This window comes from Halomonas sp. 5021, from assembly GCF_036663435.1.
Taxonomy (GTDB): domain Bacteria; phylum Pseudomonadota; class Gammaproteobacteria; order Pseudomonadales; family Halomonadaceae; genus Vreelandella; species Vreelandella janggokensis.
On sequence record NZ_JAXOVU010000008.1, the window covers coordinates 12,654 to 30,540 of the forward strand.

Sequence of the window (17,887 nt, forward strand, 5' to 3'; positions counted from 1 at the left end):
ACAGCTTACGGAAATATTACCTTTTTCATCACCTTTTATTACCTTTTAGGGGTGATCTAAATATCGTTTAAAATCATTTATTTAAGTAAGAAAAAAAGCCAAATCACCTAGATTACCTTTTTCCGACGACCCCCATACTTCTGAGAGCACCCCAGCCAACCTGAGTCAGTACCATCCCGCTTTGTGAAGAAATTCGCAGGATTCCGCATGAGAACGAGCGCTCGCAATCAGGCCGTGAACCCTAGTTGCGGCGCAGCTTTGCGGCATGTGCATGGGTGCATAAAAACAAACAGGTTTAGCGCGCAGGCGGGGCGGGGAGTCGACGGCGCGCCGTGGGTGCTACGGTTATCTAAGGGGGCAACCAGGCTACTTTATCCAGCTTGGTCAAATACACTGTAAGTGCCGTTTTGGAGCTGATAGCATATGAATAAACGGTTGTAGTAACGCGCTTAACTTAAAGGAAACAAAATGTCGCCTGAAATTCAGCAAGCCCTTATTGGACTTGGAGGTTCAATAGTAGGAGCACTAATTGGTTCTGGGTTAATAAGCTACCATTTAGGCATACGTAAAGAGCGAGTCGAAGCTGATAGAAAAACGTATATAAATATTAAAAAATTATTCACCAACAATGATCTTACGTACTTAAAGGATGCAAATTTCTACAATGGCGTGCCCCAACGAATCGTAGACAATATCTTTCACATAGAACAACTGAATGACAATCCCAACCTGTATATTTTTTATAATAAAAAGCTTAACTCTGCTGCTCGTCAACTGCATAAAGTGGCCGAAGAATTAGCAGGAGATATTGTATCCAGAACGACACCAGAGGGCGATATTGACAACCTGATCTGTACTACCAGGACAGCGGATTCAAGGAAAAGTGAAGTAGCCAGAAAAGCAAACCAAAATGAATCGGATGAGCTAATTGAAATTTCCAGAAAATTTTATGATGCAGCGTTAAAATTAGATTCAATTGCACTGAAAGAACTACGCCTATCTGTGGCAGACCTACCAGGATCAAGCTAGTAAACTATAAAGCCGCCCAGGTGGGCGGCTTTATAGTTTCAGTTCAGATGATAAAACGCCTAGCTTATCCAGGCGTTTTACATTACCCCTCCAGGGTGTACTCCTTGAACCGAATCACCTCCTCCCCCAGCAGGTCGTTGATCTCGCTGAACACCGCTTGCACCGGCTCGAGCTCGTTGGTGACGAACACCTTGGCGGCTTTCTCCACGTCGCCGAAGCCGCCGGTGTTATTGGGGATGATGCCCATGAGCTGCGGGGGGATGCGGTGGCCGGCGAGCTGGTCGTCGCGGGTGATGTTCTTGATCGCGGCGAAGTCGTCCTTGGCGGCCACCTCAGAGATCGGGATGATCTGGATACCGTCTTTCTTGCCGTTAGGGCTGTAGAGGAACAGGTTACGGAAGTTGCCCACGCCCTTCGACTCCTTCAGCGCTTCGCGCATGGCGTCGATGTCTTCCTGGTTTTGAGCAGTGTCAGACACGTACATCACAAAGCCCGCGTGGGAGCCGTTGAGGTAATACTTGCGCCGGAACAGCGTGGCGTTCTCATTGAGGTAGATCGACTGCAGCGCGCCCAGGTAATCCGGCACGCCATACACCTCCTGGTTAATGTCCGGTTCCAACAGATGGATGATGCTGCCCTCGTCGAACTCGCTACGCTCCGACCAGTTGGGTACCCAGAAGTAACGATTGAGATCCGCCCCGCGGCGAACGTACTTCGCCCGCGCAGGCTTCAATGCCAGCAGCCGGTTCAATCGGCCGTAGATCTTCTCCAGGTAGCAGTTGCCGAACACCAGGTAATCGGTGGCCAGCGCGCTAAACGCCTGGCGGCTTAACAGCGGGTGGGGAATGAACGAGCGCACCAGGATGTTGCGCTTCACCTGGATAGCCGAGCCATGGTGTGCCGTTGCTCGGTAGGTTTGAGACAGCGCCGGGAAGTCCACCGGCGGCTCGTACCACTCATTACCCAGCATCCAGCAGCCGGTGTAGAAAAAGTCATAGCCGTCGATCACCGGCGTCGGCTCGCCGAAACTGAACGCCTCCGCCTTGGCGGGTGCCGGCGCCTCGCTCGCTTCGTTCACATCGTAGGCGGGCACGCGCACCCGAGGCTTTTCCGCCAGCGAATCGCTCATCCAAACATCTCCATCAGGGAACGGCCCGTGCCGTGATCGACCGGGCCATCAAGGGGTTCATTGTGTAAGGCGTGCATGGTGGCCCACGCCAGATCGGCGTGGCCGGTCTGGTTATTGCGGCCTGCGGTGTAAGTCATCTGACGGCCGGAGGCGGTCAGCTCCCGGCGGATCGCCATGAACGACTGGGCTAGATCCACCCAGCCCGCATCGAATTCCAAGCGCCCCTTGTTAATGATCTGCTGCGCCTGCATGACAAGGCGCGACTTCATTTCCGGCGTGTAGCGATAACGGGTCACGGTGGGGAAGAACTTCGCCACGAGCTGGGCCACGGCTTCACCCAGGCCGGAGGTATCGATACCGATAAAGGTCACGTTATAGCGGTGGGTGACGCTGCGAATAAACTCTGACTGGGCCTCATAGTCGCGGCCCTTGAGGCGATGGCGTTCCAGGATGCGGTGCTTGCTGTCCATCGACTTGGGCGGTGCCACGACAACCAGGCCCGCCCCATCGCCGTCTTCGCCATCCCCCGCCGGGTCATAGCCCACCCATACCGGGTGCTCGCCATACGGCCGCGGCGCGAAGGGCTTCAGATCCCGCCAGGCATCCCAGCTATCCACCATGCAGCGCTGCATCATCGCCAGCGGGAAGGCGCTCTGGGTATCGTCCACGAACTCGCACATCAGCAAGTTCGCAAACTCATCGTCGCTGTACTCAAGGCGCAGCTGATCGATGTCGAACAGATCGCAGCCCCCGGCGATGGCATCTTCAATGGTCACGATCTGCCGCCACTGGCCATCCGGCCCCCGCGCCCCGTTCTTCAAGGCCGCGTGGCTGACATCGATCTTCACCCGGTCGGCTTTCTTCTGGCGTTTATTGAACCGGTCACCGGTCCAGAACGGGTAAGCCTCATGGGCCACGGAGGATGGCGTGCTGAAGTAGGTCTGCTTCCACTTCTTATGCATGGCCATACCCGACGTCACCTTGCGGAACGTCTCGAAACCATGAATCCAGAAGTATTCGTCCAGGTAGGTATCGCCGTGGTAGCCCTGCGCCGTCTTGGCGTTGGTACCCAAAAAGTGCAGCTCGGCGCCATTGGCCAGAATGATCGGGTCGCCCTTGAGCTCAACGCCGGTGACTTCCTTCACGAACTGCACGATGTAGTGCCGGAAGATATGCGCCTGCGCCTTGCTCGCGCTCATGAAGATCTTGTTCTTGCCGGTCTCGAGGGCATCGGCGATCGCTTCCCGGGCGAAATACCAGGTCGCCCCGATCTGCCGCGACTTGAGCAGGTTACGGATGCGCTCATGCTGCCCCGCCCGGTACCAGCCGCGCTGGTAATCAAACAGCGAAGCCTCGAACGCCTCGACAATCTGAATCACCCCTTCATCACCCACATCGTTACGGGCGGGCTTCTTCTTGGGCGCTTCGTTGCGGCGCTCGATGTTGGGGTTCAGGTCGGCTTCCTTGCCGCTGCCCTGGTACTTGTGCACCCGGGCGAGCCGCTCGATCTGGCGGCCCAGCAGGTCGATCTCCTTGAAGTCCTTGCCTTCCTTTTGATCCTTCCAGATCAGCTGCACCAGGCGCGCTTCCAGCGCCCCTTCCACCCGCTGGGTCGGCGTGGCGTCGTCCCAGGCATCGCGCTTTTTCCACGAATCCACGGTGGCCCGGGGCAGCTCCAAAAACTCGGCAATACGCGCAATCCGCCACCCCATCCAATAGAGATGGCGGGCAGATAAGCGGTAGTGATCGTCGTCGATGTGGGCTTGAGGCGTCATGCCGCCAGCGTACCCGCGCAGGCGAGCCGACGATTGCCCCGCTCGGTGTAAGTCGCCCTACTCACACCCGTAACGTGTTGAGCGCAAAGGCATGTGCGCGGAACCTGACGGCAACCAAAACGCCCAGACCCTTTTTCAGACACCGAGGCCCGCCCATGCCCTGGCATCGCATTGCAACCGAAGGCGCCACCACCGATGGCCGCAACATCAGCGCCGAATGGCTCACCCAAATGGCCGCCAATTTTGACCCCGCCAAGTACGGCTGCCGGATCAACATGGAGCACATGAAAGGCATCCTGCCGGACGGCCCCTTCAAAGCCTATGGCGATGTCACCGCGCTCAAGGCCGAAGAAGATGACGACGGCAAGCTGGGTCTGTTCGCCGAGATCGACCCTACCGACGACCTCAAGGCCATGGTCGAGAAGCGCCAGAAAATCTACACCTCCATGGAAGTCGACCTCGACTTTGCGGGTTCAGGCGAACCCTACCTGGTGGGTCTGGCGGTCACCGACTCGCCCGCCTCGCTGGGTACCTCGATGCTCAAGTTCAGCGCGCAGGAAGGCAAAAACTCCCCGCTGGCCGCCCGCAAGCAACGCCCGGATAACGTCTTCTCCGAGGCGGTAGAAGTCGACCTCTCCTTCAGCGAAGAACAGCAAGAGCAAGGCCCAACGCTGGCCGAGCGCGTCAAGGCGCTGTTCAAAAAGCAGGATGCCAAGACCGCCGCCGGGTTTGCTGCCTTCCGGGCCGACCTGGAAGACACCCTGGGCCTGTTCGTGGAAAAACATCAGGCCCTGAGCGAAGCGCTCGAAAAGCGCCCCACCCAGGCCGCTTTCAACGAGCTCAAAAGCGCCCACGACACGCTGAAGCAAGAGTTCGACGCGCTTTACACCCAGCTCGACAACACCCCAACCCGCTCGCCGCGCACGCCCGCTACCGGCAACGACGGCACCATCGAAACCGACTGCTAAGAGACGCCAACGCCCATGCGCAACGATACCCGCAAGCACTTCAACAACTTCGCCAGCCAGGTGGCGAAGCTCAACGGCGTCCCGGACGCCACCCAGAAATTCGCCGTCGATCCGACCATTCAGCAGCGGCTGGAAAAGCGCATTCAGGAATCAAGCGACTTCCTCTCGCGCATCAACATGGTGGGCGTGGATGAGCTGAAAGGCGAAAAACTCACCCTGGGTGTTACCGGCCCCATCGCCGCCCGCACCAACGTCAACAACCAGGATCGCAAAACTCGCGATCTCACCACGTTGGACGCTCAAGGCTACGAGTGCCGAATGACCGAATTCGACACCCACCTGAGCTACGCCAAGCTGGACGCCTGGGCCAAGTTCCCCAACTTCCAGGCCATGGTCCGCGATGTGATTGTTCGCCAGCAGGCGCTGGATCGAATGATGATCGGCTTCAACGGCACCTCGGCCGCCAGCCAAACCGACCCTGCCGCCAATCCAATGCTTGAAGACGTGAATATTGGCTGGCTTGAGCACTACCGCACCCAGTCCCCGGCGCGAGTGATGCAGGGCGGCAAGACCAACGGCAAAGTGCTGATCGACCCAACGCCCAACGAAACCGAACCGGGCATCGTCGGCGACTACGCCACCCTGGATGCCCTGGTCTACGACGTGGTGAACAGCATGATTGCCCCGTGGTTCCGCCGCTTACCGGGGCTAGTGGTGATTCTCGGCCGCAATCTCATGTCGGATAAATATTTCCCGCTGCTGAACCAGTTGCCGCCTTCCGAGCAGCTGGCCGCCGACCTGGTGATCAGCCAGAAGCGCATCGGCGGGCTACAAGGCATGGACTTGCCCTTTTTCCCCGACAACGCGCTGATGGTCACCACCCTGGATAACCTCTCGATCTACTGGCAGAACGGCGCTCGCCGCCGTTACGTCACAGAGAACCCCAAGCGTAATCGCGTCGAAAACTACGAGTCCTCCAACGACGACTACGTGGTGGAAGACTTCGGCGCGGGCTGCATGGTCGAGAACATCGAGCTGTCTGACAAAGCCCTCAACGGCTAAGGGAGAACCGATGACCAGCCCAGCTCGCCGACACTTTGAACGCGTCAGCGCCGCCCAGGCGGCCGCTGATGCGGGCGACCAACCCATGCAGGGCGATGCCTACGAGCTCATGCAGGCCGCCCTGTTTGAAGACTACCGCCGCCTTAAATCCACCCAGTCGATGGAGCGCAAGGCCGAGATCAAGCGCGAGATCCTGCCCAAGTACGCCGAGTATGTCACCGGGGTGCTGGAAGCGGGCAAAGGCGCCCAGGACGACGTGCTGATGCGCGTCATGCTCTGGCGTATTGACGCCGGCGACCTTGCCGGGGCCATTGCGATCGCCCACTACGCGATTTCCCACGGCCTCACCCCGCCGGATCAGTTCGAGCGTGGTACCGCCGCCATCATCGCTGAGGAAGTCGCCGACCAGGCCCTCAAACAGCTGGACGACGAAGACGCCAATACGGTCGCCCTCCTCGAGCACCTGGTCAGCGTCGAAGCACTCACCCGCGAGGCGGACATGCACGACCAGATCCGCGCCAAGCTCCACAAGGCCCTGGGTTACGCCCAACGCACCAATGGCCAGCTGGAAAACGCCCAGGCCACGCTCGAGCGCGCCTTAACCCTCAACGAGCGCATTGGCGTGAAGAAAGACCTCGAACGCCTGGAACGGGAACTGAAACAGAACGCTGCCGCGCAGCCCAAGGGCTAGCGGCCAACCGAGTCGACCGCCGACGTCAGGGGGCGCGACGTAAGAGCCAAGCGTTTTAACGCGGCCGCTCGAACGCCGCCCACCCCCTTTTATTGATAGAGGGAACCGATGAGCAGCTTTATCTCGGCAGGCACCACCCGCGACACCGCTGAAAGCACCATCGAGAACAACGGCTTCTGGCCGGACATTCCACCCAGCGACTTCCGCGAACGCCACCGGCTGGATAGCACCATTACCAGCGCCCGCATCGAAGGCGCACTGCTGGCCGCCATGGCCACGGTGAACCGCATGCTGCGCCACTGGCAGGCGGAAAAGGTCGACGCGGGTTATCCCACGGTAGACGACATCCCCGTCCCCGTTTGGCAGGCACCCGGTGTTTTCCTCGGCCTGTATCACCGTGCCGTGTTCTCCACCGCCCATGCCAGCCTGCTAGAGCGCTACGCCGACTATGACGCCACCAACAGCGCCCGCGAGCGCGGCGAACAGCTTGCCGACCCCGCCGATAGCTACCGGCGCGATGCCGCCTGGGCGATCAGCGAGATCGAAGGCCGCCCGCACAGCACGGTCGAGCTGATATGAAAACGCTTCACGCTCGCCAAAACGAAACCCTGGATGCCCTGTGCTACCGCGCCGTGGGGTTTACCCAAGGCATTACCGAACAGGTGCTGGCCGCCAATCCCGGCCTTGCCGACCTCGGCCCCGCCTTGCCCCAGGGCACACCGGTCAAGCTGCCCAACGCCACCGCCCCGCCACGCCGCCAAACCGTGCGGCTGTGGGACTAATACATTGCTGCGCCCGCTGACGCGCACCCCATCATCTGCTTGAGGCCCGCATGAGCCAGCCCTTTGAAATCACCACCGAGAGCGTCAAAGCCACCCCGCCCGCCGTGGTCTCGATGATGCACGTTGGCGGCATGACCCCGGCCGACTGGGTCACGGTGCTCACGCTGCTGTACCTCGCCCTGCAAATCGGCCTGCTGGTACCGCGCTACATCACCCGCCTACGTGAATACTGGGAGAACCGCCGTGGGTCTTAAAACACGTATTGGCGTCAGCCTTGCCGCCGGCGCCGTCAGCATCGCCACCGCCGTGGTGTCGTTTTACGAAGGCTACGAGCCCACCGCCTATCAGGACCCGGTGGGCATTCCGACCATCTGCTATGGTCACACCGCCACCGCTCGCATGGGGCAAACGCTCAGCCAAAAGCAATGCACCGAGCTGCTGAAGGCGGATCTCGGCCACGCCTTTGAGGTCGTGGATCGCCACGCCCAGATCAAACTGCCAGCCCCTACCCGGGCCGCGCTGGCCTCGTTCGTTTACAACGTCGGCGAAGGCGCGTTTGCCCGTTCCACCCTGCTGCGCAAACTCAACCAGGGCGACCTACGCGGCGCCTGTCAGGAGCTACCCCGCTGGGTCTACGCCCAGGGCCGCAAGCTCAAAGGGCTGGTGAACCGCCGCGCCACGGAGCGCGAGCTGTGTCTGGCCGGGGTGAACGCTGCCAAGCAAACAGAGGAGCCAACGCCATGACCCGCCTGACCGCCGCGCTTGTCATCCTCGGCTTAGTCATCCTGGTGACCTGGGCGCTTTGGCAGCGTAGCACCGCCGCCGAGTCCCGGGCCGATCTCGCCGAGCAACGCCTGGCCGAATCCCAGCAGCGCGAAGCCCAACACCAGGTGATCATTGACTCGCTATGGGATAACGCTCGCCGACAGGCCAAGCAGCGCCGCGCCCTGGCCAAACAGCAGGCAGCGCTCACCCGCACTGCCTCCAACCGCCTTGCCACCATCGAGGAGCTGCAACGTGAAAACCAAGCCCTGCGCGCTTGGGCTGGCACTCGCCTGCCTGATGCTGTTATCCGCCTGCGCAAGCGCCCCGCCATCACCGGCGCCAGTGCTTACCATCAATCAATGCGCGACCCCCAGCCCCTGCAGCCTGCCCGCGAGTAACCCGCAAACCAACGGCGAGCTACACCTGCAGCTAGAACGCACCGAGACCGCCTGGGCGCAGTGCGCCGCCGAGGTCGACGCCATCATTGCCTGCCATGAGGATGCCGATGAAAAAGCTGCACCGGTTACGCGCCCACCTGATTAACGCCGTGCCTGCGCTTGTCAACGATCCCGAACGGCTGCTCACCTTTGTGGAAGAAGGCAGTATCGAGTTTCACCGTGGCCCCAACCTCACCCACGAATACCAGTTCACCGCCCAGCTAGTGCTCACCGACTTCAGCGCGGATCTCGACACCATCATTGTGCCGCTGCTCCAATGGCTGGCCGAGTACCAGCCGGATGCCGACCCCAATGAGGCGGTCAGTTTTGAAGCCGAGATCCTCAGCCATCAATCGGTGGACGTCGCCCTGCGCGTCAAACTCACCGAACGGGTGCTCGCCAAGGTGGATTGCGACACCGGCCAGATCAAGATCGACCACGCCCTACCACGCTTTGAGGTCACCGGCTGCCCAAGTCCCCGCTGGCAACTGCTGATGCGCGATAGCGCGACTGATACCGACTACACCCTGGCCGCCGAATGGGAAGGCCCGCATGGCGGATAACCTGGACGCCCTGGAAGACTGGGTCGGCCCGCTGCTGTCTCAGCTCGATGCCAAACAACGCAGGGTACTCGCCCAGCGCGTGGCGCGGGATCTTCGGCGCAGTCAGCGCGAGCGCATCCGCGCCCAAACCAACCCGGACGGCACGCCCTACACCCCCCGCAAGCCGCAAACGTGGCGGGCCAAACAAGGCCATATTCGCCGCCGCGCCATGTTCAGCAAGCTCTCCACCGCCAAGTGGCTCAAGGCCACGGCCCGCAGCGACACTGCCATGGTCGGCTTTTTTGGCAACATCGCCCGCATTGCGCGTACCCACCAATACGGCCTGCGTGATCGCGTCAGCCGCGACGGCCCTCGCGTGGAATACGCCCAGCGCGAGCTGCTGGGTTTTACCCACTTGGATCGCGAGCTGATCTTGGATTCAGTGCTTACCCATCTGGACTCGGTGTAAACCGCACCACTCACACCCGCCACTGCTTCGCCTTCAAAGCCTGCCGCCGCACGATAGCGGCATGAATATTCCCGAACTTCTCCGCCTGCTCCACAACCTGATCCGCACCGGCACCATCGCCGAGGTGGATCATTTCGCTGCCCGGGTACGCGTCAAAGCAGGCGATCTGCTGACCGACTGGCTGCCCTGGCTGGAAGCACGCGCCGGGACCACGCGGGACTGGGACCCGCCCACGGTGGGCGAGCAGGTGATTATTTTCTCCCCCGGCGGTGACCCCGCTGCCGGGGTGGTGCTGGCCGGCCTTTGCTCAAACGCGCATCCAGCCCCTTCCAGCAATCACAACGTGATCGGCCGTTGGCTGCCCGATGGCTCCCGAGTCGAGTACGACCATGCCAAGCATCGGCTGTTTATCGACTGCGTGGGGCCCATTGAGGTGAAGGCCACCGGCACCGTCACGGTGGATGCGCCCTTGATCAAGCACAACCAGGGCACCGGCGTGGTGACGCAACAGCACATCTGCCATTTCACCGGTAACCCGCATGGCGATGGCAGCTCAACGGTCAAGGCAGGCAAATAATGGCGCTCAGCAAATCCCAACTAAAAGGTCGAATCATTAGCGAAATGGAGGCCCAGGGCGCGACCGCTTCGGGCCAGCACAGCTGGGTGAATCGCATGGCCGAAGCCATCGCCAATGCCGTGGTGGATGAAATTCAGAGTAACGCCGCCGTACCGGTCACCGGTGGCAGCTCCTCCGGCACGTACAAGGTGCAATAGCATGCCCGGGATGAACGCCACCACCGGCCGCCAAATGAACGAACGCCAACACCTGGCGCAGTCGGTGCAGGATATTCTCACCACCCCGCTAGGCTCGAGGGTCATGCGCCGCAATTATGGTTCGCTACTGCCGGAGCTGATCGACCAGCCGCTCAACGGCCCCACGGTACTGCGCGTTTACTCCGCCACCGTGGTCGCACTGATGACCTGGGAGCCACGCCTGCGCGTGCAACACATCACCCGCCAGGTCAGCACGACGCGACCCGGCCGGTTAACCCTCAGCATTACCGCCCAGCAGGTGGCCACCGGTGAGACGTTCGACATGGAGGTGCCCATCCAATGAGCACGCCGATCGATCTCTCCCAGTTGCCACCGCCCAACGTGATCGAGCCGCTGGACTTTGAAACCATTCTCGCCGAACGCAAAGCGCGGCTAGTGGCGCTCCACCCTGAAGACGAGCGCGAAACGATCACCGAGCTGCTCACGCTGGAATCCGAGCCGCTTGTCAAATTGCTGGAAGAAAACGCCTACCGGGAGCTGCTGCTACGCCAGCGCGTCAATGAAGCCGCCCGCGGCGTCATGCTTGCTTACGCAGAGGACGAAGACCTCGATCATCTGGCCGCCAACAATGAGGTGGAACGGCTGATGATCGATCCCGGCGACCCAGACGCCTCGCCGCCTATCCCGCCGACCTACGAGCGCAACACCGACCTGCGCCTGCGCACCCAGGAAGCGTGGGAAGGCCTGAGTATCGCCGGGCCACGCGGTGCCTATGAATTTCACGCCCGCTCGGCGGACGGCCGCGTGGCCGATGCCCGCGCCCTGTCGCCGGAGCCTTGTGAGGCGCTGGTGATCATTCTTTCTCGCGAGGGAAACGGCACCGCCAGCCAGCCCCTGCTTGATATCGTCGAGGCCGCCCTCACGCCGGAAGATGTGCGCCCGCTGGGCGACCGGGTCACGGTGCAATCCGCCGAGATCATCGACTATGAGATCGACGCCGAGCTGCAGCTGTACGACGACGCCGACACCGCCCAGGAACCGATTCTCACCGCCGCCAATGACCGCCTGGCGCGCTTTATTGAAGCCCAACATCGCCAACGTCGGCGCCTGGGGGTCAGCATCTACCGCGATGCGATCAAGGCCGCGCTGCACGTAGAAGGGGTCGAACACGTCAACCTGATCAAGCCCGCCGAGCACCTGATCATCAGCCCCACCCAGGCGGCGCGCTGTACGGATAAACGCCTGCGCATCGGGGGTAGCGATGACTGACCAACGCCGCCCCTTGCTGCCTGCCAACAGCACGCCGCTGGAACGCGCCGCCGCCCAGGCGCTGGCCGAAATTCAGGACGTCCCGGTACCACTTCGCCAACTCTGGAATCCCTACGATTGCCCCGCCCATCTGCTGCCCTATCTGGCCTGGGCGCTCAGCGTCGACCGCTGGGACCCGGCCTGGACCACCGCTACCAAGCGCGACGTGGTCAGCGCCTCTTGGGCGGTGCACAAGCGCAAAGGCACCATTAGCGCGCTGCGCCGGGTGGTCGAGCCGCTGGGGTATTTGCTCGAGGTGGTCCAGTGGTGGGAGACCGAACCGGCAGGCCAACGCGGCACGTTTTCGCTGCGCATCGGCGTGCTGGATAACGGCATTACCGACGCCATGTACCAGGAGCTCGAGCGTCTGATCGACGACGCCAAGCCGCTCACCCGTCACATCACCGGGCTGGATATCACCCTAAGCACCCGCGTTACCAGCCATGTGGGTGTGGCCATGTTCGATGGCGACACCCTCGAGGTACTGCCCTGGCAAACGCCCGACCTGCACGTGCAGTGCCTTACCACGCACGCGCTCACCCCCTTGTTCCACGACACGCTGGATGTCTACCTCCATGATCGATGAAAACTCTACGTTCGGCGGTTTTCTCACCACCGTTGGGGAAGCCAAGCAAGCCAACGCCAATGCCCTGAAAACGCCCTGGAAGCTCACTCACCTTTTGCTGGGCGATGCCAACGGCAGCGACCCGGTACCCGACGCTGACCAGACCCAGCTGGTTAACCAGGTACACCGCGCCGCCATCAATCAACTATCCATCGACCCGGATAACCCCGGCATTCTGATCGCCGAGGTAGTGCTGCCGCCCAACATTGGCGGTTGGTGGATACGCGAGTTGGGCATTGAAGACGAGGATGGCGACTTCGTCGCCGTAGCCAACTGCCCGCCCAGCTACAAGCCCCTGCTCGCGCAAGGCTCTGGCCGTAATCAAGTGGTGCGCATGCACCTCATCCTGAGCAACACCGCCAACGTGGAGCTGAAAGTCGACCCGGCAGTGGTGCTGGCCACCCGAGAGTATGTCGATATCCAACGTCGCCAGCATGAGGACGACGACGAGGCCCATACGGATGATCAAATCATCCTCAGCGTCCCCATTGCCCAGGCACCCAATGCAACGAAAGTATCCGAGGCACTCGCTGCGCTGGGCAATTTCGCAGCAGACGGCTTTCAGAACATCGCAGTTTTTGAAACACCAGGCATTATCACTTGGCCTGTCCCCGAGGTGCTTAAACAAGGTTTACGAAAAGCTTTCGTCGTAGTGACTGGGGGCGGTGCCGGGGGTGCATCTGGATCTGGATCTTTTTGCACAGGTGGTGGTGCCGGGGCGACAAGTCTTGGTCTGGTTGATTTAACTGGCATTTCAACCATCGAAATCACCATCGGTGCCGGTGGCGATGAGAAAATCTCAACTGGCCCTGGCAACAATGGCAGTTCATCAAGTTTCGGAGAATTAATATCGGCTCCGGGAGGTATCGGGGGCAGACTAGTAACTGGTGCAAACACTGGAGCTCCAGCTGGAGTAGGGGGAGACATAAATATCCCCGGTGGGGATGGTACTAACGCCACTATAAATGCCAATACACCTTCAGCTTTCTCACCTTATGGGGGAACTGGTGGTGCATCTTACTGGCGAGGCGGAACAACCGGCGCCTCAAACGCCGGGGAAGCGGCCACACATGGTTCTGGAGGTGGAGGAAATCTCCAAGGATCAGGGAGAGCAGGTGGAAATGGCATTATTACGGTGAGGTTTTAAGTATGTGGGCAAGAATTGATGGCAAGCACGTAGCTGAAATTACACAACACGACCCCGCCGGTCGCTTTCACCCCAGCATGCACTGGGAGAAATTCGATGGTCGACGTAATGTAGCGATCGGCTGGCGATTCGAGAACGGCGAATTTTCAGCGCCCCCAGCGCCAGATATCAACGAACTTGCAACCCAGAAACGCGCCGAGATCGACGCCGCCCGCGATGCAGCCTTTGCTGAAGGCCTGCCCCGAGACATCGCTGGCGAGCCGGACGTTGTGCAAACCCGCCCTCAGGATCAAATCAACTTGCTGGGCTTACGCGCCAAAGCCGAATCAGCTATTGAGGAAGGAATCACCGAGCCAGTGATGAAATTTCGCGGGGAGCAAAACGTCACCCGCTACCTCACCCCCAATGAGATGTACACGCTGACCAAGGACGCGCTCGCTCATATCGAGGACATTTACGATCATAGTTGGGAGCGGAAGGACGCGATTGATGTGGCGCTGAAGGCCGAGGATCGGGAGGGGATTAAGGCTGTCGTCTGGTGAACATTATCTAAAATCTATTGAGAATATAACGCTCGCATTCAGCGGGCGTATATCATAAATCACTTTTCTAGCGCTACAGCTCAATACTGCGAGATCTTGCTTCAGTCTCGTTCTTAAGAAGCTCGCTAATCCTAACTCCCTTTTTAGCCAGCCTTTCTATTTCATTTATCTCTACAACCGCCCTTTTAGGATTATATGTAATAACACCAAACTCATTTTTATGAGCTATTAAGTCAAGGATCTCTAAAGCATCACTTCTTAACTGCATCTTACTTGTCAAAGCCATATAATAATGCGCTGCATATTTACAACCAAGCGCAGAGGACACATCAAACCGTCCATAACCATTACCAGTTAGCTCATTCTCTTGAGAGAGGTAATGTTTGAGTTTATCATACTCGCTGGATTCGAGATAACCATACACAGTTTTAAAAAAATCTCTAAGCTTAAATGCCTCATGGTAAATCGCAAAAATAGCAATGGTCTCCAAATCCTTCTTTGATGACTCGACCTTCTTATCGTTCTTGTAATCCCTATACATTGGGAGTAAAAGTGCCACGATCACTGCAACTGTTGCAGAAAAAGCCTGGACCCAATCAGACTGCCAACTTGAAAAATAGAACCCATTCTCTAACAAGCCGGGACCAAAAGCTGCTATCAGCACAACACCACAAATAAAAACCAACTTTTTTAAGCGTTGCAAAACAGGTTTCCTTATCTCAAATAATTCATGACAATACTATTTTAACTAGCTTTTTCCGTAAGAAATATCACTCACTAATTTTCATAGCAACATTTCTACCCAAAACATGCCAGTTATGCACGTAGCCACTAAAATTATCATTCAGCTTCAAATACTTCTTTGCTTTTTCACAAAATTCAAAATCATTAAGCCCAGAACGATATGCATAATAGCATTTAAAATAAAACCATGCATCCACACCGACTTGCACCTCCCTTTTAAGAAACCCATCCACCACATAATACAAGTCATCACTCTCAGCAACTTGCTTAAAAGAAAACTCAAAAATTTCTTTTACCTCAGAGTAAAAATCATCAACGAACAACATTACATCTTTGGCGGTAACTTCTTCTCCTATTAAAGCTTGGCCTAAATTATGAATAGACCGAGCCGCGCCTAAATATGCTAAATTCTGAAAAAAAACAACACACTCACCGCCTTTATCTTTATCAAAACTCACATAATACGGAAAAGATTTTTCACTTTTAGCACATAATGCATCAACCATAATTGGCAAAACTTGAAATGAATTTCTATAAACCATTTCCAATTTTTCTTTTTGCCTTGACAAAGCCAACTGATTCTTACTGACGTCTAACTGCTCTTCTTGTTTATCGATCATTTCCCCCTGACTATTTATCAACCTATTCTGCTGTCTCAGCGTAATCACAAAAGCTATCAGCGTTGCCACTACCGCAGCGACACCCACTGTCCCCGAAATATAAGTCGCAAAATCTGCCCAATCTGCTGGTTTCTGTGAAGGGGGCCAACTCCAAAAATTCCAAATATAAGCCACTACAGCTATTAGAGCGGTGACACCAACTCCGATCGCTAACCATTTATAACTTACCTTCTTTACTTCTTTATCCATCCCAACATTCCCTTAACAATCATTTCCTCGCACCTTACCACACCCCACAGTGTAAACCGCCCCACTCACCCCCAGCGCTGCTAACACCCTGCCCCAAGACCCCGCACGATACCTGCGTGAATTCACCTTTCTTGTGAACCTGCGCAGGAGCCACCATGGCACTCGATCAATACCACCACGGCGTGCGCGTTGCGGAAGTCAACGACGGCACCCGTACCATCCGCACGGTCTCAACCGCCGTTATTGGCGTGGTGTGCACCGCGCCGGATGCCGATGACAAAACATTCCCCCTCAACCGCCCGGCCCTGGTCACCAATGTGGATACCGCCATTGGCAAGTCCGGTACCCAGGGCACGCTGAAAGACACCCTTACCGCCATTAGCCAGCAGGCCAAGCCGATCATCGTCGTGGTGCGCGTCGAAGAAGGCATGGACGACGAAACCACCACCGCCAACGTGGCGGGCACCACCACGGAAACCGGCCAGCGCACCGGCCTGCAGGCGCTGCTAACCGCCAAGCAAAAGCTGGGTGTCACGCCGCGCATTATCGGCGTGCCGTACCTGGATACCCAGCCGGTGGTCACCGCCATGGTCTCGGTACTCCAGAAGCTGCGCGCCTTCGGCTACTTCTACGCCCACGGCTGCGAGACGGTGTCCGAGGTGATTGCTTACCGCGATGAGTTCGGCGCCCGAGAGCTGATGCCGATCTGGCCGCAGTGGGAGGCGTTCGATACCGACGACGCCGACACCACCACCCTCTGCCCAGTGGCCATTGCCCTTGGCCTGCGCGCCCAGCTTGATCAAACCGTGGGCTGGCACAAAACCCTGAGTAACGTGGTGGTCAACGGCGTGACCGGCATCAGTAAAGACGTGTTCTGGGATCTGCAATCGCCCAATACCGATGCAGGCCTGCTCAATGCGGCGGATGTCACCACGCTGATCAACCAGAACGGCTATCGCTTCTGGGGCTCGCGCACCTGCGCCGGGCCGGAAAGCCTCTACCCGTTCGAGAACTACACCCGCACCGCGCAGATCATCGCCGACACCGTGGCGGAAGCGCACCTGTGGGCGGTGGACAAGCCCCTGCATGCCTCGCTGGCCCGGGACATCATCGAAGGCCTCAACGCCAAATTCCGCGAGCTGAAAAACCTCGGGCTGATCGTCGATGCCAACGCCTGGCTGAACGAAGAGCTCAATACCCAGACCTCGCTCAAGGCCGGCAAGCTGCGCATCGACTACGACTACACCCCGGTGCCGCCGCTCGAGGATCTCGGCTTCCTGCAGCGCATTACCGATTCGTACCTCGCCGACTTCGCCGAGCGCGTTGCGGCCACTTCGTAAGGATTTTCCATGGCACTCCCCAAAAAGCTCAAAGACCTGAATCTGTTCAGCAATGGCGACAGCTGGCAGGGCATCGTGCAGGCCATCACCCTGCCCACCCTCACCCGCAAGATCGAAGAATGGCGCGGCGGTGGCATGGATGGCCCCGTCGGCATCGACCTGGGCCAGGACGGCCTGCTCACCGTTCAATGGACCGTGGGCGGGCTGGTCGAAAGCATCTTCGATAACTTCGGCACCGCCCGCATCGACGCCGACATGCTCCGCATGACCGGCAGCTACGAGCGCGACGACGTGGACGACGCCTCCGCCGTCGAGGTGGTCATGCGCGGCCGCCACACCGAAATCGATATGGGCGACGCCCAGGCCGGTGAGAACACCGAGCACCAGGTCACCAGCACGCTCAGCTACTACAAGCTGGCCATCGATGGCACCACCAAGATCGAGATCGACCTGGTCAACGGCATGTTCAAGGTCAACGGCGAAGACCGCCTGGCCGGTCGCCGGCAACGCTTAGGCATTTGAAGACAGGTATTTAAACCGCTCCCATTCCCGCACTTCACTCACACATTAGGACGACCCCATGACCAAAGCTGCCGTTACCCAAGCCATCGCTTCCACCATCACGCTGGATACCCCACTCACCCGAGGCGAAACCGAGATCACCGAGCTGCGCCTGCGTAAACCCACCTCCGGCGAGCTGCGCGGCGTCTCGCTGGCCGAGGTGCTGCAGATGAACACCGACGCGCTGATCACGCTGGTACCGCGCCTTTCCAGCCCCTCCCTTACCGCTGCCGAGGTACGCCAGATGGACCCGGCAGATCTCGTGCAATGCGGCGGTGAAATCGCCGGTTTTTTGCTGACGAAGCGGGCCAAGGGCGAGAGCGAATAA

At 58.8% G+C, this 17,887-nt stretch carries 26 protein-coding genes; 22 read left to right on the top strand and 4 right to left on the bottom strand.

The features are described 5' to 3' along the window. The first annotated feature begins 468 nt into the window (after positions 1 to 468). Positions 469 to 1,029, top strand: a complete 561-nt coding sequence (locus R3F64_RS13215) for a hypothetical protein (RefSeq protein ID WP_332611893.1) — start codon at positions 469 to 471, stop codon at positions 1,027 to 1,029. A gap of 82 nt (positions 1,030 to 1,111) precedes the next feature. On the opposite strand, the gene R3F64_RS13220 is transcribed toward R3F64_RS13215, so the two are convergent. Both R3F64_RS13220 and R3F64_RS13225 read right to left on the bottom strand, forming a co-directional pair. Next, positions 1,112 to 2,158, bottom strand: a complete 1,047-nt coding sequence (locus R3F64_RS13220) for a phage portal protein (RefSeq protein WP_332611895.1) — start codon at positions 2,156 to 2,158, stop codon at positions 1,112 to 1,114. Beyond that, on the bottom strand, positions 2,155 to 3,933 hold the full coding sequence (locus R3F64_RS13225; protein WP_332611897.1) for a terminase large subunit domain-containing protein: 1,779 nt from the start codon (positions 3,931 to 3,933) through the stop codon (positions 2,155 to 2,157). Before R3F64_RS13225 ends, R3F64_RS13220 begins: the two co-directional genes overlap by 4 nt. Positions 3,934 to 4,088: 155 nt before the next feature. Here R3F64_RS13225 and R3F64_RS13230 point away from each other — a divergent pair, with 155 nt between their 5' ends. The 18 genes from R3F64_RS13230 to R3F64_RS13310 all read left to right on the top strand — a co-directional run bounded on the left by R3F64_RS13230 (position 4,089) and on the right by R3F64_RS13310 (position 14,045). Next, positions 4,089 to 4,901 carry a GPO family capsid scaffolding protein gene (locus R3F64_RS13230; protein WP_332611899.1) on the top strand — a complete coding sequence of 271 codons (813 nt, stop codon included), beginning with the start codon at positions 4,089 to 4,091 and terminating at the stop codon, positions 4,899 to 4,901. 15 nt (positions 4,902 to 4,916) lie between these two features. Further along, entirely contained in the window at positions 4,917 to 5,963 is a 1,047-nt protein-coding gene (locus R3F64_RS13235; RefSeq protein WP_332611901.1) for a phage major capsid protein, P2 family, read from the top strand. A 10-nt stretch (positions 5,964 to 5,973) separates the two neighbouring features. After that, positions 5,974 to 6,654 (top strand): phage terminase small subunit, encoded by a 681-nt coding sequence (gpM, locus tag R3F64_RS13240; protein WP_199283618.1) that lies wholly within the window; start codon positions 5,974 to 5,976, stop codon positions 6,652 to 6,654. 108 nt (positions 6,655 to 6,762) lie between these two features. After that, the gene (locus R3F64_RS13245) at positions 6,763 to 7,233 is read left to right on the top strand and encodes a head completion/stabilization protein (RefSeq protein WP_332611903.1); all 471 of its coding nucleotides are present in this window, start codon (positions 6,763 to 6,765) and stop codon (positions 7,231 to 7,233) included. Further along, positions 7,230 to 7,436: a tail protein X gene (locus R3F64_RS13250; RefSeq protein ID WP_066317157.1), complete on the top strand. Its 207-nt coding sequence runs from the start codon at positions 7,230 to 7,232 to the stop codon at positions 7,434 to 7,436. Before R3F64_RS13245 ends, R3F64_RS13250 begins: the two co-directional genes overlap by 4 nt. Before the next feature lie 50 nt (positions 7,437 to 7,486). Then, complete coding sequence (locus R3F64_RS13255; RefSeq protein WP_332611906.1) at positions 7,487 to 7,690, top strand: hypothetical protein; 204 nt, start codon at positions 7,487 to 7,489, stop codon at positions 7,688 to 7,690. After that, the gene (locus R3F64_RS13260; protein WP_332611908.1) at positions 7,680 to 8,180 is read left to right on the top strand and encodes a lysozyme; all 501 of its coding nucleotides are present in this window, start codon (positions 7,680 to 7,682) and stop codon (positions 8,178 to 8,180) included. The genes R3F64_RS13255 and R3F64_RS13260 overlap by 11 nt, the downstream gene beginning before the upstream one ends. After that, a complete protein-coding gene (gene lysB / locus R3F64_RS13265) occupies positions 8,177 to 8,599 on the top strand; it encodes an Rz-like lysis system protein LysB (protein WP_332611910.1) in 423 nt (140 codons plus the stop codon). The genes R3F64_RS13260 and lysB overlap by 4 nt, the downstream gene beginning before the upstream one ends. Next, a complete protein-coding gene (gene lysC / locus R3F64_RS19410) occupies positions 8,499 to 8,744 on the top strand; it encodes an Rz1-like lysis system protein LysC (RefSeq protein ID WP_442908830.1) in 246 nt (81 codons plus the stop codon). The genes lysB and lysC overlap by 101 nt, the downstream gene beginning before the upstream one ends. Further along, on the top strand, positions 8,707 to 9,201 hold the full coding sequence (locus tag R3F64_RS13270; protein WP_332611911.1) for a phage tail protein: 495 nt from the start codon (positions 8,707 to 8,709) through the stop codon (positions 9,199 to 9,201). Before lysC ends, R3F64_RS13270 begins: the two co-directional genes overlap by 38 nt. Then, positions 9,191 to 9,649 carry a phage virion morphogenesis protein gene (locus R3F64_RS13275; RefSeq protein WP_332611913.1) on the top strand — a complete coding sequence of 153 codons (459 nt, stop codon included), beginning with the start codon at positions 9,191 to 9,193 and terminating at the stop codon, positions 9,647 to 9,649. Before R3F64_RS13270 ends, R3F64_RS13275 begins: the two co-directional genes overlap by 11 nt. Before the next feature lie 61 nt (positions 9,650 to 9,710). Next, positions 9,711 to 10,226 carry a phage baseplate assembly protein V gene (locus R3F64_RS13280; RefSeq protein WP_332611915.1) on the top strand — a complete coding sequence of 172 codons (516 nt, stop codon included), beginning with the start codon at positions 9,711 to 9,713 and terminating at the stop codon, positions 10,224 to 10,226. Further along, the gene (locus R3F64_RS13285) at positions 10,226 to 10,423 is read left to right on the top strand and encodes a hypothetical protein (protein WP_332611917.1); all 198 of its coding nucleotides are present in this window, start codon (positions 10,226 to 10,228) and stop codon (positions 10,421 to 10,423) included. Before R3F64_RS13280 ends, R3F64_RS13285 begins: the two co-directional genes overlap by 1 nt. 1 nt (position 10,424) lies before the next feature. After that, entirely contained in the window at positions 10,425 to 10,766 is a 342-nt protein-coding gene (locus R3F64_RS13290) for a GPW/gp25 family protein (RefSeq protein WP_332611919.1), read from the top strand. Then, on the top strand, positions 10,763 to 11,692 hold the full coding sequence (locus R3F64_RS13295) for a baseplate assembly protein (RefSeq protein ID WP_332611921.1): 930 nt from the start codon (positions 10,763 to 10,765) through the stop codon (positions 11,690 to 11,692). Before R3F64_RS13290 ends, R3F64_RS13295 begins: the two co-directional genes overlap by 4 nt. Further along, positions 11,685 to 12,317, top strand: coding sequence for a phage tail protein I (locus R3F64_RS13300; RefSeq protein ID WP_332611923.1), 633 nt, complete (start codon positions 11,685 to 11,687; stop codon positions 12,315 to 12,317). The genes R3F64_RS13295 and R3F64_RS13300 overlap by 8 nt, the downstream gene beginning before the upstream one ends. Further along, complete coding sequence (locus tag R3F64_RS13305) at positions 12,307 to 13,503, top strand: phage tail protein (RefSeq protein ID WP_332611925.1); 1,197 nt, start codon at positions 12,307 to 12,309, stop codon at positions 13,501 to 13,503. The genes R3F64_RS13300 and R3F64_RS13305 overlap by 11 nt, the downstream gene beginning before the upstream one ends. Before the next feature lie 2 nt (positions 13,504 to 13,505). Then, positions 13,506 to 14,045 carry a DUF4376 domain-containing protein gene (locus R3F64_RS13310; protein WP_332611927.1) on the top strand — a complete coding sequence of 180 codons (540 nt, stop codon included), beginning with the start codon at positions 13,506 to 13,508 and terminating at the stop codon, positions 14,043 to 14,045. 73 nt (positions 14,046 to 14,118) lie between these two features. Here the strand turns inward: R3F64_RS13310 and R3F64_RS13315 are convergent, their stop codons facing one another. Next, on the bottom strand, positions 14,119 to 14,748 hold the full coding sequence (locus R3F64_RS13315; RefSeq protein ID WP_332611929.1) for a hypothetical protein: 630 nt from the start codon (positions 14,746 to 14,748) through the stop codon (positions 14,119 to 14,121). A gap of 67 nt (positions 14,749 to 14,815) precedes the next feature. Next, on the bottom strand, positions 14,816 to 15,658 hold the full coding sequence (locus R3F64_RS13320) for a hypothetical protein (RefSeq protein ID WP_332611931.1): 843 nt from the start codon (positions 15,656 to 15,658) through the stop codon (positions 14,816 to 14,818). Positions 15,659 to 15,906: 248 nt separating this feature from the next. Here R3F64_RS13320 and R3F64_RS13325 point away from each other — a divergent pair, with 248 nt between their 5' ends. Genes R3F64_RS13325 through R3F64_RS13335 form a run of 3 tightly spaced genes read left to right on the top strand, consistent with a single transcriptional unit; the run spans position 15,907 to position 17,887 of the window. Beyond that, positions 15,907 to 16,998 carry a phage tail sheath protein gene (locus R3F64_RS13325; RefSeq protein ID WP_442908831.1) on the top strand — a complete coding sequence of 364 codons (1,092 nt, stop codon included), beginning with the start codon at positions 15,907 to 15,909 and terminating at the stop codon, positions 16,996 to 16,998. Positions 16,999 to 17,007: 9 nt separating this feature from the next. After that, the gene (locus R3F64_RS13330) at positions 17,008 to 17,520 is read left to right on the top strand and encodes a phage major tail tube protein (protein WP_332611934.1); all 513 of its coding nucleotides are present in this window, start codon (positions 17,008 to 17,010) and stop codon (positions 17,518 to 17,520) included. Between the two features lie 58 nt (positions 17,521 to 17,578). Beyond that, entirely contained in the window at positions 17,579 to 17,887 is a 309-nt protein-coding gene (locus R3F64_RS13335) for a phage tail assembly protein (RefSeq protein WP_332611936.1), read from the top strand.

Coding starts and splice junctions, on each gene's coding strand:
- R3F64_RS13215 (WP_332611893.1), top strand. CDS start 469: ATGTCGCCTGAAATTCAGCAAGCCCTTATTGGACTTGGAGGTTCAATA.
- R3F64_RS13220 (WP_332611895.1), bottom strand. CDS start 2,158: ATGAGCGATTCGCTGGCGGAAAAGCCTCGGGTGCGCGTGCCCGCCTAC.
- R3F64_RS13225 (WP_332611897.1), bottom strand. CDS start 3,933: ATGACGCCTCAAGCCCACATCGACGACGATCACTACCGCTTATCTGCC.
- R3F64_RS13230 (WP_332611899.1), top strand. CDS start 4,089: ATGCCCTGGCATCGCATTGCAACCGAAGGCGCCACCACCGATGGCCGC.
- R3F64_RS13235 (WP_332611901.1), top strand. CDS start 4,917: ATGCGCAACGATACCCGCAAGCACTTCAACAACTTCGCCAGCCAGGTG.
- gpM (WP_199283618.1), top strand. CDS start 5,974: ATGACCAGCCCAGCTCGCCGACACTTTGAACGCGTCAGCGCCGCCCAG.
- R3F64_RS13245 (WP_332611903.1), top strand. CDS start 6,763: ATGAGCAGCTTTATCTCGGCAGGCACCACCCGCGACACCGCTGAAAGC.
- R3F64_RS13250 (WP_066317157.1), top strand. CDS start 7,230: ATGAAAACGCTTCACGCTCGCCAAAACGAAACCCTGGATGCCCTGTGC.
- R3F64_RS13255 (WP_332611906.1), top strand. CDS start 7,487: ATGAGCCAGCCCTTTGAAATCACCACCGAGAGCGTCAAAGCCACCCCG.
- lysB (WP_332611910.1), top strand. CDS start 8,177: ATGACCCGCCTGACCGCCGCGCTTGTCATCCTCGGCTTAGTCATCCTG.
- lysC (WP_442908830.1), top strand. CDS start 8,499: ATGCTGTTATCCGCCTGCGCAAGCGCCCCGCCATCACCGGCGCCAGTG.
- R3F64_RS13270 (WP_332611911.1), top strand. CDS start 8,707: ATGAAAAAGCTGCACCGGTTACGCGCCCACCTGATTAACGCCGTGCCT.
- R3F64_RS13275 (WP_332611913.1), top strand. CDS start 9,191: ATGGCGGATAACCTGGACGCCCTGGAAGACTGGGTCGGCCCGCTGCTG.
- R3F64_RS13280 (WP_332611915.1), top strand. CDS start 9,711: ATGAATATTCCCGAACTTCTCCGCCTGCTCCACAACCTGATCCGCACC.
- R3F64_RS13285 (WP_332611917.1), top strand. CDS start 10,226: ATGGCGCTCAGCAAATCCCAACTAAAAGGTCGAATCATTAGCGAAATG.
- R3F64_RS13290 (WP_332611919.1), top strand. CDS start 10,425: ATGCCCGGGATGAACGCCACCACCGGCCGCCAAATGAACGAACGCCAA.
- R3F64_RS13295 (WP_332611921.1), top strand. CDS start 10,763: ATGAGCACGCCGATCGATCTCTCCCAGTTGCCACCGCCCAACGTGATC.
- R3F64_RS13300 (WP_332611923.1), top strand. CDS start 11,685: ATGACTGACCAACGCCGCCCCTTGCTGCCTGCCAACAGCACGCCGCTG.
- R3F64_RS13305 (WP_332611925.1), top strand. CDS start 12,307: ATGATCGATGAAAACTCTACGTTCGGCGGTTTTCTCACCACCGTTGGG.
- R3F64_RS13310 (WP_332611927.1), top strand. CDS start 13,506: ATGTGGGCAAGAATTGATGGCAAGCACGTAGCTGAAATTACACAACAC.
- R3F64_RS13320 (WP_332611931.1), bottom strand. CDS start 15,658: ATGGATAAAGAAGTAAAGAAGGTAAGTTATAAATGGTTAGCGATCGGA.
- R3F64_RS13330 (WP_332611934.1), top strand. CDS start 17,008: ATGGCACTCCCCAAAAAGCTCAAAGACCTGAATCTGTTCAGCAATGGC.
- R3F64_RS13335 (WP_332611936.1), top strand. CDS start 17,579: ATGACCAAAGCTGCCGTTACCCAAGCCATCGCTTCCACCATCACGCTG.